Genomic DNA, 13,786 nt, shown 5'->3' with positions numbered 1-13,786 from the left:
CCCGTTTTCGATTACGACTCACCCGCAAATGCGTCCTCGACTGCGGAAAGCACGTCGTCTGGTGGGACGACGTGGCCACGTTCGCACAGTTCTCGATAGGACGCGACGGCGGCGCTCCCGGCGTAGTTTCGCGCTTCGAACTGGCGTTCCTCTACGACGACGACGGAATCCGCCGCCGAAACCGCTTCGAGGTTCGCCAGATTTCCCGACCCGATTTCCACGTCGCTGAGAATAGTCACATCTGCGTCACGGATTTTTCCTTCGAGGGCCGCCTGCGCCTCGGAACCGATGGGCGCGAACGGTTCTTCCACGACGGTCTCCAATCCGAGCAGGCGGGCAGTTTCGAGGTCGGAATCGCCCTCGTTTAACACGCCGACCGACACATCGTAGCCCGCGGCGGAGAGGACGTAGAGCAAGCGCGAGACGGTTCCGCCGCCACCAACGACGTGGATTTTTCCGTCTCTTTCCCTCCCTGTCGCTCGCTCTGGGAGAGCAGTCACGTAGGTCGAACCCGTCACGGGATGGCTGGAGACGACCGCTCGGGCGTCGAACGCCTCACGGAGAGTGTCTTCCACGAGCACGTCCGTGGGTGGCCCGGACGAGAGCACCGACCCCGAATCGAGCAGAAGGAGTTCGTCGCAGTAGTGCGCTGCGAGATTCAGGTCGTGAATCGCGGCCACGACGGTTTTTCCCTCACGGACGAGTTCACGAACCAGCTCGAACGTTCGCACCTGATGGTTGATGTCGAGACTGGCCGTCGGCTCGTCGAGCAGGAGAACCGGCGTGTCCTGTGCCAGCGCGCGAGCGAGGAGGATTCGCTGGCGCTCGCCGCCACTGACGGCGGTAATCGACCTGTCTGCGAACTGCATCACGTCGGTTCGTTCCATCGCGCGTTCGACCACAGCAGCGCTGGTGCTGTTTTCGCCGTCGTCAGCACTGCGGTCACTACTATCGATTCCACTCCCGAACCGCGACCGATACGGGTTGCGGCCCATGGCGACCACGTCGCGCACGTCGAAATCGAACGAGAGGGTCGTATCCTGCGGAACGGTCGCAACTCTTCGACTGGCGGCCTTCGAAGAGAGGTCTGCTATCGCGTCACCATCGACCAGCACACGGCCAGAATCGGGCGACAGAACCCCGTTCATCGCCCGAAGGAGAGTAGTTTTTCCCGCTCCGTTCGGCCCGACGAGGCCGACGAACTTTCCATCCGGAACGCGGGCGGAAACTCCGTCGAGTACCCTCGAATCGCCGAGCGTCACCGAAACGTCCTCGATTCGAATCACAGCGCGTGCACCTCGCGCTTGCGGAGCAGGTAGAGGAAAAACGGTGCGCCGAGGAACGCGGTAACGATGCCGACCGGGAGTTCCGCCGCGCCGGTCGCAGACCGGGCGATGGTGTCGGTCGCGACGAGGAAGACGGCCCCCGCGAGGGCGCTGGTCGGGAGCAGAATTCGGTGGTCAGGCCCGACCAAAAGACGCATGACGTGCGGAACCACGAGGCCGACGAATCCGATAACGCCGGAAACCGAAACCGCGGCGGCGGTGACGATGCTGGCGACGGCGAGGAGGAGGCGTTTGGTGCGCTCTACTTCCACGCCGAGGTTGTGGGCGTCCTCCTCCCCGAGGAGGAGGACGTTCAAGTCCTGTGCAAACAGGCCGAGAACCACAAATCCGAGGAGTGCGACTGGAAGCGCGACCCAGACCTTCCCCCACGAAGCGTAGTGGAGGTGGCCCATTAGCCAGAAAACTGCTTCACGGAGGCTTTCTCCGCTTTCGAGCAGGAGATAGGAAACGACCGCACCCAAAAGCGTCTGAACTGCAACGCCCGCCAGCAGGAGGGTCGCAACCGGCGTTCTCCCGTTTTGCGTCGCCAGCAGGTACACTCCGAAGGCGGCGACGATTGCGCCGACGAACGAAAAGACGGGGAGCGCGAAGGGGAGCGAAATCGAAAACGCGATGGTCGCCACCGCGCCGACCGCGGCACCCGAGGAAACGCCGATGATGGACGGGTCAGCCATCGGGTTTCGGAAGAAGCCCTGCATGACGACGCCCGCGGTTGCGAGGGCAAAGCCGACGACACCGGCGAGGACGATTCGGGGCATTCGCAGGGTTACGACGATGATTTCCGCTGTTTGCGGCACCGAAAACGAAAAAATCGGTGTGTACGAAAAATCCGGGAGCGGAACGCCGACGGAGAGGACGCCCGGAACCGAAAGTGTGTGGTTTGCGAGAGCGGCACCGGTCGGTATCGCCAACTCGTTGAGCAGGGCTTTCGCTACCACGAGGGGCGAGAGCGAGGTTGGCCCGGTCGCGGCGCTGGCTAACACGACCGCGACGAGCGCCGCCGCTAATCCAGCACACCACGTCGTTACCCGCGTCCGCATTTGCGTCGTCACTCCTCTCCCGTCGCGCATCGATATGCAAGTCTGATTGCTTTAGATAAATATTTATTGAATACGCTTGCAGTTTCCATCGTCATGAAACAACTGCTATTGTCGGCGATGCTCGTCGTCGCAACGCTTTTCGGTGGTATTGCGGTCGGCCCCGTCGGTGTCGCAGGGGCACAGGAAACCTGTTCGTTCCCGGTAACGGAAACCGACGCGACAGGAACCGAGGTAACGATTGAGGAAGAACCGGAGCGAATCGTCACCCTCTCGCCGAGCGCGGCCCAGACGATGTGGGAAATCGGCGGGCAGGAGAAAGTCGTCGGCGTAACGAAGTTCTCGACCTATCTCGATGGCGCGAACGCGAAAGCGAACGTCTCCGGTGCCGGAATGACTACCGTCGTGCCGGAGAAGGTCGTCGCGCAGAATCCTGACTTAGTTCTCGCACCGAACGTCATTCCCGACCAGACAGTCCAGACACTGCGAGACGCAGGACTGACAGTGTACAAGTTCGAGGAATCGGAGTCCATCGAGGACATCTACGCGAAAACCGAACTGACGGGCCAACTCACGGGTGAATGTGACGGCGCGGCAGAAACCGTCTCGTGGATGAAAGACCGCGTGAACACGGTCGAACAGGCTGTTTCCGGCGAGGACAGCCCGAAAGTGCTGTACGTCATGAGCGGTGGATTCACCGCCGGAGAGGGAACCTTCATCAACAAAATCATCGAAACCGCTGGCGGGACGAACATCGCCGCTGAGGCCGATATTTCCGGCTACAAGCAGATTAGCAACGAAGTCGTCGTGCAACAGCAACCGGACTGGTTCATCGTCTCCGCGGGGATGGAAGTGCCGAACGCGTACAGCGAAACTCCTGCTGCACAGCAGAACCAGACCATCTCGCTGGACTCGAACTACGCGAGCCAACCCGCGCCGCGAATCGTCCACCCAATCACGAAACTGGCGAAGACTTTCCATCCCGAAGCGTACGAACAGGCGAACCTGACGACGACCACGACGGAGATGGGCGACGATACCCGTGAAACGACGACCACGACTGATTCGCAGGACGGAGCGACCGGTGAAACGACCACGGAATCCGGCGGCCAACCCGGATTCGGCGGCGTCGGTGCGGTCGTCGCGGGTGCACTCGCAGTCGTCACGCTCCTCGCTCGCAGGGAGTGACACGAAAAGGCGTTTAACGGGTGACGATAGAGGGACAGTATGGTCGAAAAAGTCATCTGGCCCGCGTACATCGACGCGACGTTGACTCGCAGTCAGGGACGGCGGGTGCCGGAAGCGTCCGCCGTGGAGGAACCGACGGTCGATGAAATCGCTCGGGCCGTCCAACAGGTCGGCTACGACACCGTCATCGAACGCGACAAAGCCTACTCCCGGGAAGGGTGGGAAGAACGCGGCCGCGTCCTCGTTAAGAACGCGGACGATTCGTCGAAAAACGACCTCATTCAGGCCGTCGCCGCATACGTTACGGCCATGCGAAACTGATGCACAGACTGGGAGAAGTCGTCCGAACCGCACAGAACCTCGCCATCGTGCAATCGCCGAGCGAGGACTACCCGGACATCGGAACTATGGTCGTAGACGAAAGCCTCCAAACCGTCGGCAGAGTGGTCGACGTGTTCGGCCCGGTTTCACAACCCTACGTGGCAGTTTCGCCCGACGAGGACACGCGGCTCGCGATGTTGGTCGGGTCGAAACTCTACGCTCGATAATTGCAAAATCGGTTGAGAGCGGGTTTCGGACGCTTTTCGACTGGTCGGTTGATTTGGATGCTTTTCGGCAAATTGAATCCATGTGGCGCGCGAAGGCGAACCTCCGATGGAGGTTCGCCCGCGCGAGGTCGTCGTGAACGAAGTGAGCGACGGCTCGGAAGTCGCATGCCCGCAGAAGGAGCGAAGTGACTGAGCAGGAACGTCTTCCGGTGGACGACTGAACGTAGTGAAGGGGTCGGTTGGGGAGGCGTGTGGGCGGTTGCGGTGCGGTGGCGGTATGATTGGAGTCGGAACTTGTAATCTCAATTTTGAAACGAACTTCAGAATCTCATTGTCGATACCTCTCCAGTGGGTAGTATTTTGGAGTCGGCAGTAGCCAGCACACTCTTAAAAAGAAATCCTCGTAAGCGAAACCAACACAGTGCTATCGACGCTATTGAGAAATCACTGGCTCCGAAGGACGATTCGTTCCAACCGACCGACTGTCTGCGCTTCGGGGTCCGAATCTCCCGAATCCTTCTCACCGATTTCAACTCGCTCAACGGGGGGCTTTCGGTACTCGGTATACACGTTCCAGTTGATTCGCTCTTCTCGAACTGTGAACTCCCGAACGTCGTCCTCGGGTCGCCACACGCGGGTTACTTCGCCTTCCACAGTGCCGCCGCTTCCCGGCCCTTTCGGTGACCAGTTGAGTTCGATTTCCATCCCCTCCCGCAGGTCGTTCGGCGACAGTTCGTCGCTCATAAAATCGACTACTGCCTGCGGTTCCGTCAACGTGACGGCCCCGGACTACCGACCGCTACTTGACGATGACGGTTACGACCACTGGTCGAGGCCGGTCTGCGTGATGCTCTCCTCGATTCGCTCGAATCCGCGTTCCACCTCGTCGGCGTGTACTTTCCACTCTTCGGTGACGTACTCGCGGGCGGCGTCGATGTCGGGGTTCATCTCGGTGTTGAACTCGTAGTCGTCGGTAACCTCCGGGTTGAGGAACATCGCGCGAATGGTATCCACGTTCGGGATGTCTTCGTCGCGCTCTTCGAGGACGCCGAACAGGTCGCCGTGTTCTTTGACCCCTTTCAGCGCGGTTTTCGGGCCGACGCCGGAGATGCCCTCGTTGAAATCGGTGCCACAGAGGATGGCGATGTCAACCAACTGCTCCCACGTGATGTCGTGTTCTTCGAGCGTTGCGTCGAAATCCATCAGTTCCGGGTCGCCCTTGCTGGTGAGTTGCCGGAGGGTTTTGGGGGCACCGAGGAGGAGGGCGTCGTAATCCTCGGTTCCGGCGTAATCGACCGCGCCGGTTCGGGCCATGTGCGCCGCCTGCGCTTCGCCCTCGAACGGGGCTTCGACAATCGGCACGTCCAAGTATTCGAGCAATTCTCGGGTGGTTTCCTGAATGACCGGCGTGAGTCGCTGAGTATGCGCGTCGAGACGCGCGACTTCGACGGCATCGCCCGCTTCTCTCGCGTCCTCGAGTTGGTCTTCCAATTTCTCGCGTTGTTCGCGCCGACTCTCGATTTCGTCGCTTTTGAGGTCGGTCACTTGGCCGTCGAAGACGAAGACGGGCGTCAAATCGTGTTCGAAGAATTTGGGCAGGCCTTGCACCACGCCGACGAGGTTGGCCACCTCGGTGCCGTCGTCGGTGGTGTACACCTCGTCGCGGGTCCATTTCACGGTCGTCGTGAGGTAGCGATAGAGCCAGTTGTGCGCGTCGATGGCAACGAGCGACCCTTCGATGTCGTCAAAGCTGATGTCTTCGAGGGACGCGAGTTGTCGGAGTGCGGAGTTTCCCATTTGCCGGGAGTTAGAGTGGCGTGGGCTTGAAAGTCCCGTCCTACGCCGGAATCGAGAAATCGACCAAACTCAGTACCGTGAAGATGGCTACCGGAATCCCAACCGAGATGATGGCCTCTCGGCGCGAAACCTTCCGGACGTGCTGGATTCCTGCGACCCAGATGGTTGCACTCCAGAGGGTAAACAGCAGTTCGATGAATCGGAGGAGAAGGTCGAAAAGCGGGCCGGAAGACATCATCTGCATCGCAGTTTGAGAATGCACGTCGCCGGACGAGGCAGGGTCGAGAAGCACGATACCGATGGCGAATAGCAAGGCACTGTGAAAAACGGACGGCAGGAAACCCCATCCAGTAACTGTAATCACATCGCGTAGCGAACCCTCCGCGCCGAATAGCGCAGAAAGTCCGTGAAACAGCATGCTGTAGAGTGCCCAGACGACGAATACCCCGCCGAAAGCGACCACGAGAAGCACCGGGAGGACGCCTCCGACAGAGTCCGAATCGAGTCGGAATACCGTCAAAAGAGGACGAGCAACACCGAGTAGTCCGAGAACCACGACGATAAGCGCGGAAAACGAGAGACGTGATGCTTCCCGCCGGGCGAAAAACGTGTTCGGGGCGAACAGCACGGTTCGTATCAACTGAAGAACCATAGATGCATGAATCGATATTTCGAGATAATGTATAAGTCTACTCGTCTGACTGCGTTAGAAGATGGGTTCTGAACGTTCGAAACCAACCGAACCGACGTTAGTCGGAAGTCGTTGTGGTGGTCGTTTCGGTAGTCGTCGAATTTCCGGACGTAGTAGTCGTCCCGTCCGTCGTTGTGGTCGTCGTACTCGTCCCGTCCGTGGTCGTGGTGGTTTCGTCAGTTGTCGTCGTCGTTTCGTCCGAACCCTCGCCCGTTGGCGACCCGTCTTCCGTCGTAGTCGTAGTGGTCGTCTCGTCGGGTTCCGGGCCGCGTCCGAGTGCGGCGTCCAACTGCGCAATCGTTCGCTTCGGGCGCGCCGTGGGTGCCGTCGGTTCGCCATCGACCACGACCCGAGGGACGGCGGAAATCGGAACTTCGGGAACCTTCTCCATCGTCTTCTTGATTTCCTGCTGGTACTTTCCGGCCTCTATCTCCGAGCGAATCGAATCGAGGTTTTCCACGCCTGCCTCCTCCGCGATTCGCATGAGGGTCTCCGTCGTCGCCCAGCCATCGACCCCGCTTCGGTTTTGGAACATGTATTCGAAGTAGTCCCAGTAGGAGTCGGGGTCGTTGTGCCAAACCGCGAGTCCGGCCCGCGCCGCCCGCGGTTCGTCGGGGCCGTGGAATCCCTCGCCGTCCCTGTAGGCGACGGCGCGAAATTCGAGGAGTACATCGCCGGGTTCGACGTATTTCTCCACGATTTTGCCCAAAAATCCGAGAACGAACCGTTGGGTGTACGGGCATTTCCACCCACCGTAGACGGTCGCCGTCACGGATGCGTCGTCGGAACCCATTCGCGCGTAGGTGAACCCGCCGGGGTCGCTCGGAACGCTTGCCGATTCGTACAGTCCTTCCGGCGATTCGATTTCCGCTGGTTCGGTGGACTCTTCCTCGTCGGTTCGCTCTTCTTCCGTCGTCTCGTCATCAAAATCCACATCGTTCGTCGTCTCGCTGTCGCCGCCTGTCGTTCCACTCGGAGCGGATGTTTGCTCCGGATTCGAACTGTTGTTCGAGAGTGCCGAACAACCCGCCGCTCCGACCGAAAGTCCGGTACCGACAAGGCCGAGTATCGTCCGCCGACTCGTCTTCATGGTTGTTCGTCTACCTAACGGGACTTCGTTAATCGGGTGTTAAACCGGACAACAAACGGAACAAGCGGGAAAAGACGCTCGTTTTCGATTACGAAGACGGCGGTTTCGAACCCCGCTTTTCGGCCAGAAACGATTCTTCGTCAGCCGAGAGGTCGCGGTCGCGGAACACGTCCAATCCCGACTGATAGGTCGATTTCGATTGCTCTGCCGGATGCTCCAACACGAGTTCGGCGATACCGGTTTCTTCGCCTGTCCATCCAAATCCGGCGTGATAGAGCGCCTGATACGCGAACGGGTTGTTCACCGCGATTTTGACGCGGCGATAGCCTCTCTCGTGAATGCTCTTCGTCGTGAATCGGGCGAGTTCCGCTCCGATTCCGTCACCGCGCCTGTCGGCGCGAACCGTCACGTAGCGAAGCCACACGGTTTCGTCGTCGGTTCGGTCTTCGTTGAACGCGATAGCCCCGACGAGTTCGTCGTCCTGCCGAGCGACCGCCTTCCCGGAGTTCGACATCACGAACTTGCCCGCATAGCTGAACACCTCGTAATCGAGGCGGAGGGTCGGGCCGTCCTCCGGCCAGCCCAGTATCGCGTATTCCATACTGGGGGTTCGAACGCCAGTCACATCCGTTCACTGGTGCCCGATGGATTTCGCCCCACGGGTTTTACTCGATTGGCCGCGTGTTCGATTCCATGTCAAATTCCGATTCTCGTCCGACTCCCACGGGAGATGTGGGACACTTCGACCGGTTCGCACGATTCTACGATTTCTTCTCGTCACCCTTCGACGCCGACATTCTATCGGAGGGGCTGGCACAGGCAGACCGTCCAATCGAGCGTGTGGTTGACGTTGCTGGCGGTACCGGTCGTGCAGCACGAGCAATCGACGCCGACGAGCGAATCGTCCTCGACGCGTCGAAGAAGATGCTCGCGCAGGCACGCAGGCGAGACCTCGCCTGCGTGCGCGGGGACGCCTCTCGGCTACCACTCGATTCCGAATCGGTGGACGCCGTCGTCATTTCGGATGCGCTCCACCACATCGGCGATGCAGAGGATGCCCTCGCGGAGGTAGCGCGCGTACTGAATCCCGGCGGTGTCCTCGTCGTTCGGGAGTTCAACCCGGCGACGATTCGGGGGAAACTGCTCGTCCGGGGCGAACACGCAATCGGGATGAACTCCGTCTTCTTCACGCCGGAAGAACTCACTCGGATGCTCGCGGACGCGGAACTCGTGCCGCACGTCCGGAATCGCGGGTTCGACTACACCGTCGCGGGCGTCAAACGTACATCCGGAACGGCATCGAGAACAGCATAAATCGGGAACGCCATAACCCCGGCGTCCCGAGGTAGCAGTATGAGCAGTGTCTTTGCGACCGGGCGTTTCGACCGTTCGCCGGCCACCGCGGGACTCGTCATCGGCGATGTAGTGGTGATAACCGGACTCCTTTGGATGGGAAGCCTTCGACACGACGTGAATCCGATGGAAACGCCACTGCTGTTCGCGGATACGCTCGCGCCGTTTCTCATCGGATGGGTCGTCGCCTCGCTCGTGCTCGGCGCCTACAGTGGCCGAGCGCGGCGGTCGCTCCGCGACGCCGCGCTCCTCGGTGGCGGGACGTGGATTATCGCGGCGCTCATCGGGACAGGCCTGCGAGCGACCTCGCTGTTCCACGGGAACTCGCCGCTTTCGTTCGTCCTCGTCGTCACCGGACTCGGACTCGTTTCAGTCGTGATTTGGCGCGGACTCGTGGCGGCGGTCACACCGTAACGCGGCGATATTCGACGGATGAGTAAATTGTGAGACAGATGGCACTGCGGACCGCCGGAACGACCACGAAATATATCGCGCAATCGGGGACGAGCGCGCCGAGAACCGCGACCTCCGCGATTATCGTCTGAACACCCTCTACTGTCTATTTCTGTCCAGTTTTATTCCCCCCCAGTATTCGGCTTCGACGGATTACTCGTGGGTATTTTCGGAACCCGGTTCTGTCGGCGAGCTTTGCGCTAGACAATAACACACATTATCTAGGGAAATAATTCTGAGTCATATTCGAGCCGCCCGGAAAGTGCTGAATTCGGAGGTTTTGGAGCCTGTATCCTCTGTGGATTTCTATAACTTATGGGTAAGCAACTCGTCAATGCGTCTGTGAATACGGAGTAGGTACACAGAACGACTGTCTCTCATATGGGGAAGAGTTATATACCCTCCCCGCATATTCTATAATAGATTATGACTGGATACTACGACCTCATTCTGGGCCTGATTCCACTCGCATTGGTTGGCGTAACTGGAGCACTTAGCGCGGCAGGACTCGCGCTGACGACCGCTATTCCCCTCGGTGCAACCGTTTCCGTGTTCCTCATCGGCCACGCCCTGTTCGTCAACGGCCCCGTCGATGACGTTCCCGCCGCCCAGTCTCCTCCAGTCAACTCCGCTGACTAACTCTTCCTTTCTTCCCTCTTTCCGTTCTCCTTCCTCAACGGTTTTGTCGCTGGCAGTTCTCTTGCCAGCCATGACAGATGCGCTGTTTCTTTCGAGTGACGAGGTTGCCGGACTGGCAACACCTGACGAATACGTCGATGCTGTCCGCGAGGGCTACTACCAGCGAGGATTGGGTGCGCCCGCAAAACCACGCACCACGCTCCCGAACGCCGACCCCGCGGGGATGTTGACGAGTTACTCCGCGATTTTACCCGAAACCGGCGCGATGGGAGGCTACATGTACTCCGCCGGATTCGGCGCGGAGGACGCGTGGTTCATGGCGCCGCTATTCGACGCCGAAAGTGGCGAACCCCTCGCGCTCATCGACGGGGCGAGCATGAACCCGTTCAAAACCGGCGCGGCGGGCGCGGTCGGCGTGGACGCACTCGCACGCGAGGACGCGACGAAACTCGGCCTCATCGGAAGCGGCGCACAGGCCCGCGGCCAGTTGAAAGCGGTGACGACCGTGCGCGACATCGAAACTGTTGCCGTCTACTCACCGACCAAGGAGAGCAGGGAGTCGTTCGCTGGCGAGATGAACGAAGCCCTCGACGCCTCCGTCGCGGCCGTCGCCAGCAGTGCTGCCGCGGTGGAGGACGCGGACATCGTGATTACAGCGACCACCGCCAACGAACCGGTTTTCGACGGCGACCTGTTGGAGGATGGCACTCACGTCACTGCGATGGGGCAGTACCATCCGAAAAAGCGCGAACTCGACGCGACGACCATCGAGCGCGCGAAATACGTTCCCGACTTGCGTGAGCGAGCGACGCAGGACGCCGGGTCGTTCCTCGCCGCGCTGGAATCGGGCGCTGTGACCGAAGACCACATCCACGCGGAACTCGGCGAGGTGGTTGCCAGTGAAGCAGTCGGTCGGGAGTCGGAAGACGAAATCACCGTCTTCGACAGTGGTGGAACTGGAATTGAAACTGTGGCTTCTGCGTATCTGTTGTACCAGAAGGCTCTCGATGAGGGATTGGGTTCCACGATTTCGCTTTCGCCCGCGAATGAAGCGTTGACTGGCGAATAGCGATTTGGAGGCGTTGGTTGGGGATGCAATTTTTGAGGAACCGGTTGGCAGTGCGCGATTTGGATGGTTGTAGAATTGTCGGTAGCAAGTTACGCCGACACATGACCGCCACCGCCCACGCTGATCTGCTAGCATCGTGTTTCTTGATTCTTTCAGCGAGCAAATCACGACTCTAATGAAACCGCACCACGTTCCTCCCCAACCGACTCCCTTCGTCGCTGGCGCTCCTCTGGTCGTCCCTCGCGCGCTGGCGTGAGTTCTCGGACGTACAGTCCTCGAACTCACGCCAGCGCGCGCCACATGGAAAATATGGATTCCGGAAATTGACGCAAACACAGTGGCGCGTGCGTCAGCAGACCCGAGGAAAAACTCGTTGACCAATTCGCCACACATCGAATCCAAAACCAAACCATCTCGCCTCCTCCAAAATGTCGAACCCAAAACCACAAAGAGGGGTCACTTCATTGCTTCGGCCATGAACAAACGAACGCGGGTGCTCTTTGCATCCGGGTTGACCGTCGCCATTTTCCTCGGAGTACAACTCGGGGCGCTGGCGCTGGTCGAACCGTTCGAATCTGCGGGCTATCAGACGGTCGAAGACCCCTCCGACCCGACCAACAGTCTCGTCTACGTCGGCGTCATCCTCGTCTTTACAGCGGGAATGCTCGCTATCATGAAACTCGGCGTCGAATGGATTCTCCGCGGCGTCATCATCCTCACGAGCGGACTGCTCTCCCTGTACGTCTTCAGCGTCGTCATCCCCTCCGCGGTCGAGGTGACGGTCGGCGGCGCGCCGGTCAACGTCATCGCATGGGGGGCCGCCGCACTGGTCGCCATCGCGCTCGCGGTTCACCCCGAATGGTACATCATCGACTCCGCAGGGGTCGTCATGGGCGCGGGTGCGGCAGGCCTGTTCGGCATCAGTTTCGGCCTGCTCCCGGCAATCCTCCTCCTCGCGGTGCTGGCCATCTACGACGCCATCAGCGTCTACGGCACCGAGCACATGCTCACGCTCGCCTCCGGCGTGATGGACTTGAAAATCCCCGTCGTCCTCGTGATTCCGATGTCGCTTTCGTACTCGTTCATCGAGGACACCGCACAGGCGACCAGCGAGGGCGCGGTGTCGCCAGAAGACAATCCGGATGAATCGGGTGAATCGGACGAAGTCGATTCTCCGGAAACGAGCGACTCCGACTCCGAGGCCGATTCGGATGCGGGCGACCGCGACGCTCTCTTCATCGGACTGGGCGACGCCGTTATGCCGACCATCCTCGTCGCCAGCGCGGCGTTCTTCTCGCCCGCGGACGCTCTCGTCTCGGGATTCGCGCTCAACCTGCCCGCGCTGACGGCCATGATTGGTACGATGGCCGGATTGGTCACTCTGCTCTGGTTGGTGCTCAAAGGTCGCGCACACGCCGGACTGCCGCTGCTCAACGGCGGCGCAATCGGCGGCTACCTCGTCGGCGCGCTGGCCAGCGGGATATCCCTCTCGCAGGCGCTCGGTTTAGGCGGCCTGACGCTCGGGTAATCACGGCCAGAACGCTCTAACGGCTTCCCTGAGTAGGCCGACGCATGCCCGACCCAGACGTTGGCACCGCGACAATCGTGTACGAAGATGCGGACGGAATCACCGAGCGAGAAGTCGAAAACGACGACATCGTCTACTTCGACGACCACTGGCTCGTGAAAGTCGGCGAAAACGACGACGGCGACGACGTCGTCCGCCGGATTCCCCGCGAGCGCGTCCAGTACGTCGAACGCTCAATCGACGAACTGGAAAAGAAAGTCGAGGGCGCAATCGAGCAGGCCAAAGAGCAGTTCGGCTGGTGGGGCTAAGAAGTAGTGCAGGAACAGGATTTTGGGGCGTTTAGTTTCGTTCAGACGTTTGTATCTCTGTTTTCGTTTTTTCGATGGCAAATTCCGATTCCAATGAAACCGCACCACGTCCTCCCCAACCGACTCCTTCGCGCGGGCGACTACTGTCGTTTCGCGCGCCAGATGGTCTGTTTCGATTCACGAATTTTCATCAATCCAGTGGCGTGCGCGTCGGCAGGGCCGAGGAATCCTCGGCCCTGCCGATTACTGCGCGAGGGATGACTGAGTGAACGAAGTGAGCGAAGGAGTCGGTTGGGGAGGAACGTGGCTTGCGGTGGCGGTTGCGGTATTTGTTGTCGTGATTCGCTATCAGCATACTCAACAAAGAGATGTTATTTACCGAAATAGATGAAAAAAGACGGTAATAAAAATACCCACTAAATCCGTCTTCAGACACTGTTCCCTACGTAGTCTCCTTCGACTTTTTATTCCTGCGCGCAAAACCACCGCTCATGAACGCGGATGATGTTGCGAATCTCATCGAATCGGAACTCGAAGACGCCGACGTGACGGTCACCCACCCACGAGGGGAACACGACGAAGACCACCTCGCGGCCCTCGTGGTTTCCCCGGCCTTCGAAGGGAAATCGCTGGTGCAACAGCACCAACTGGTGTACGACGCGCTCGGCGACCACATGACGACGGACATCCACGCGCTCGAACTGAAAACGTACACGCCCGAAGAGTACGAGGAGTAACG

At 59.8% G+C, this 13,786-nt stretch carries 18 protein-coding genes; 10 read left to right on the top strand and 8 right to left on the bottom strand.

All coding sequences use genetic code 11. The features are described from left to right. Nucleotides 1–11: 11 nt before the first annotated feature. Both BW974_RS04675 and btuC read right to left on the bottom strand, forming a co-directional pair. Nucleotides 12–1,286, bottom strand: coding sequence for an ATP-binding cassette domain-containing protein (locus BW974_RS04675; protein WP_076428451.1), 1,275 nt, complete (start codon nt 1,284–1,286; stop codon nt 12–14). After that, on the bottom strand, nt 1,283–2,386 hold the full coding sequence (gene btuC, locus BW974_RS04670; RefSeq protein ID WP_076430235.1) for a vitamin B12 ABC transporter permease BtuC: 1,104 nt from the start codon (nt 2,384–2,386) through the stop codon (nt 1,283–1,285). Before btuC ends, BW974_RS04675 begins: the two co-directional genes overlap by 4 nt. A 93-nt stretch (nt 2,387–2,479) precedes the next feature. On the opposite strand from btuC, the gene BW974_RS04665 reads away from it, so the two are divergent. Genes BW974_RS04665 through BW974_RS04655 form a run of 3 tightly spaced genes read left to right on the top strand, consistent with a single transcriptional unit; the run spans nt 2,480 to nt 4,119 of the window. Beyond that, nucleotides 2,480–3,571 (top strand): PGF-CTERM-anchored ABC transporter substrate-binding protein, encoded by a 1,092-nt coding sequence (locus tag BW974_RS04665; protein WP_076428449.1) that lies wholly within the window; start codon nt 2,480–2,482, stop codon nt 3,569–3,571. Nucleotides 3,572–3,610: 39 nt separating this feature from the next. After that, nucleotides 3,611–3,892 (top strand): signal recognition particle subunit SRP19, encoded by a 282-nt coding sequence (gene srp19 / locus BW974_RS04660; RefSeq protein ID WP_076428447.1) that lies wholly within the window; start codon nt 3,611–3,613, stop codon nt 3,890–3,892. Beyond that, on the top strand, nt 3,892–4,119 hold the full coding sequence (locus BW974_RS04655; RefSeq protein WP_049971031.1) for an H/ACA ribonucleoprotein complex subunit GAR1: 228 nt from the start codon (nt 3,892–3,894) through the stop codon (nt 4,117–4,119). The genes srp19 and BW974_RS04655 overlap by 1 nt, the downstream gene beginning before the upstream one ends. A 444-nt stretch (nt 4,120–4,563) precedes the next feature. Here BW974_RS04655 and BW974_RS04650 read toward each other — a convergent pair whose 3' ends face one another. The 5 genes from BW974_RS04650 to BW974_RS04630 form a co-directional block, all read right to left on the bottom strand. Then, complete coding sequence (locus BW974_RS04650) at nt 4,564–4,863, bottom strand: hypothetical protein (RefSeq protein ID WP_076428443.1); 300 nt, start codon at nt 4,861–4,863, stop codon at nt 4,564–4,566. Between the two features lie 72 nt (nt 4,864–4,935). Then, entirely contained in the window at nt 4,936–5,916 is a 981-nt protein-coding gene (gene fen / locus BW974_RS04645; protein WP_076428441.1) for a flap endonuclease-1, read from the bottom strand. Between the two features lie 40 nt (nt 5,917–5,956). Next, nucleotides 5,957–6,568: a YIP1 family protein gene (locus BW974_RS04640; protein ID WP_076428439.1), complete on the bottom strand. Its 612-nt coding sequence runs from the start codon at nt 6,566–6,568 to the stop codon at nt 5,957–5,959. A gap of 97 nt (nt 6,569–6,665) precedes the next feature. Beyond that, a complete protein-coding gene (locus BW974_RS04635; protein ID WP_245799896.1) occupies nt 6,666–7,697 on the bottom strand; it encodes a DsbA family protein in 1,032 nt (343 codons plus the stop codon). Between the two features lie 88 nt (nt 7,698–7,785). Beyond that, the gene (locus BW974_RS04630; RefSeq protein WP_076428437.1) at nt 7,786–8,298 is read right to left on the bottom strand and encodes a GNAT family N-acetyltransferase; all 513 of its coding nucleotides are present in this window, start codon (nt 8,296–8,298) and stop codon (nt 7,786–7,788) included. A 92-nt stretch (nt 8,299–8,390) separates the two neighbouring features. Between BW974_RS04630 and BW974_RS04625 the strand changes: the two genes are divergently transcribed. The 6 genes from BW974_RS04625 (at nt 8,391) to BW974_RS04600 (ending at nt 13,047) form a co-directional block, all read left to right on the top strand. Continuing rightward, nucleotides 8,391–9,011, top strand: a complete 621-nt coding sequence (locus tag BW974_RS04625) for a class I SAM-dependent methyltransferase (protein ID WP_076428434.1) — start codon at nt 8,391–8,393, stop codon at nt 9,009–9,011. Between the two features lie 39 nt (nt 9,012–9,050). Continuing rightward, complete coding sequence (locus BW974_RS04620) at nt 9,051–9,464, top strand: DUF3054 domain-containing protein (protein ID WP_076428432.1); 414 nt, start codon at nt 9,051–9,053, stop codon at nt 9,462–9,464. A 465-nt stretch (nt 9,465–9,929) separates the two neighbouring features. Then, a complete protein-coding gene (locus tag BW974_RS04615; protein ID WP_076428429.1) occupies nt 9,930–10,142 on the top strand; it encodes a DUF8015 family protein in 213 nt (70 codons plus the stop codon). Between the two features lie 70 nt (nt 10,143–10,212). Beyond that, entirely contained in the window at nt 10,213–11,211 is a 999-nt protein-coding gene (locus BW974_RS04610) for an ornithine cyclodeaminase family protein (protein WP_076428426.1), read from the top strand. A 475-nt stretch (nt 11,212–11,686) separates the two neighbouring features. Beyond that, a complete protein-coding gene (locus BW974_RS04605) occupies nt 11,687–12,739 on the top strand; it encodes a presenilin family intramembrane aspartyl protease PSH (RefSeq protein WP_076428424.1) in 1,053 nt (350 codons plus the stop codon). 44 nt (nt 12,740–12,783) lie between these two features. After that, nucleotides 12,784–13,047, top strand: coding sequence for a hypothetical protein (locus tag BW974_RS04600; RefSeq protein ID WP_076428422.1), 264 nt, complete (start codon nt 12,784–12,786; stop codon nt 13,045–13,047). Nucleotides 13,048–13,237: 190 nt separating this feature from the next. Here BW974_RS04600 and BW974_RS25400 read toward each other — a convergent pair whose 3' ends face one another. After that, nucleotides 13,238–13,402: a hypothetical protein gene (locus BW974_RS25400; RefSeq protein WP_175609625.1), complete on the bottom strand. Its 165-nt coding sequence runs from the start codon at nt 13,400–13,402 to the stop codon at nt 13,238–13,240. Nucleotides 13,403–13,538: 136 nt separating this feature from the next. Between BW974_RS25400 and BW974_RS04595 the strand changes: the two genes are divergently transcribed. Continuing rightward, nucleotides 13,539–13,784 carry a BolA family protein gene (locus BW974_RS04595; protein ID WP_076428420.1) on the top strand — a complete coding sequence of 82 codons (246 nt, stop codon included), beginning with the start codon at nt 13,539–13,541 and terminating at the stop codon, nt 13,782–13,784. The last annotated feature ends 2 nt before the right edge of the window (nt 13,785–13,786 follow it).

Origin of the sequence: Haladaptatus litoreus (assembly GCF_900156425.1) — an archaeon.
Lineage (GTDB): Archaea > Halobacteriota > Halobacteria > Halobacteriales > Haladaptataceae > Haladaptatus > Haladaptatus litoreus.
The sequence above is the reverse complement of the archived record's forward strand: the minus strand, read 5'-3'. Positions and strand labels throughout refer to the sequence as shown.

Excerpts from the sequence above, each read along its gene's own strand:
- fen (WP_076428441.1), bottom strand. The coding sequence starts at position 5,916 with ATGGGAAACTCCGCACTCCGACAACTCGCGTCCCTCGAAGACATCAGC.
- BW974_RS04605 (WP_076428424.1), top strand. The coding sequence starts at position 11,687 with ATGAACAAACGAACGCGGGTGCTCTTTGCATCCGGGTTGACCGTCGCC.
- BW974_RS25400 (WP_175609625.1), bottom strand. The coding sequence starts at position 13,402 with ATGCTGATAGCGAATCACGACAACAAATACCGCAACCGCCACCGCAAG.
- BW974_RS04625 (WP_076428434.1), top strand. The coding sequence starts at position 8,391 with ATGTCAAATTCCGATTCTCGTCCGACTCCCACGGGAGATGTGGGACAC.
- btuC (WP_076430235.1), bottom strand. The coding sequence starts at position 2,386 with ATGCGGACGCGGGTAACGACGTGGTGTGCTGGATTAGCGGCGGCGCTC.
- BW974_RS04600 (WP_076428422.1), top strand. The coding sequence starts at position 12,784 with ATGCCCGACCCAGACGTTGGCACCGCGACAATCGTGTACGAAGATGCG.
- BW974_RS04640 (WP_076428439.1), bottom strand. The coding sequence starts at position 6,568 with ATGGTTCTTCAGTTGATACGAACCGTGCTGTTCGCCCCGAACACGTTT.
- BW974_RS04630 (WP_076428437.1), bottom strand. The coding sequence starts at position 8,298 with ATGGAATACGCGATACTGGGCTGGCCGGAGGACGGCCCGACCCTCCGC.
- srp19 (WP_076428447.1), top strand. The coding sequence starts at position 3,611 with ATGGTCGAAAAAGTCATCTGGCCCGCGTACATCGACGCGACGTTGACT.
- BW974_RS04610 (WP_076428426.1), top strand. The coding sequence starts at position 10,213 with ATGACAGATGCGCTGTTTCTTTCGAGTGACGAGGTTGCCGGACTGGCA.
- BW974_RS04595 (WP_076428420.1), top strand. The coding sequence starts at position 13,539 with ATGAACGCGGATGATGTTGCGAATCTCATCGAATCGGAACTCGAAGAC.
- BW974_RS04650 (WP_076428443.1), bottom strand. The coding sequence starts at position 4,863 with ATGAGCGACGAACTGTCGCCGAACGACCTGCGGGAGGGGATGGAAATC.
- BW974_RS04655 (WP_049971031.1), top strand. The coding sequence starts at position 3,892 with ATGCACAGACTGGGAGAAGTCGTCCGAACCGCACAGAACCTCGCCATC.
- BW974_RS04635 (WP_245799896.1), bottom strand. The coding sequence starts at position 7,697 with ATGAAGACGAGTCGGCGGACGATACTCGGCCTTGTCGGTACCGGACTT.
- BW974_RS04665 (WP_076428449.1), top strand. The coding sequence starts at position 2,480 with ATGAAACAACTGCTATTGTCGGCGATGCTCGTCGTCGCAACGCTTTTC.
- BW974_RS04620 (WP_076428432.1), top strand. The coding sequence starts at position 9,051 with ATGAGCAGTGTCTTTGCGACCGGGCGTTTCGACCGTTCGCCGGCCACC.
- BW974_RS04615 (WP_076428429.1), top strand. The coding sequence starts at position 9,930 with ATGACTGGATACTACGACCTCATTCTGGGCCTGATTCCACTCGCATTG.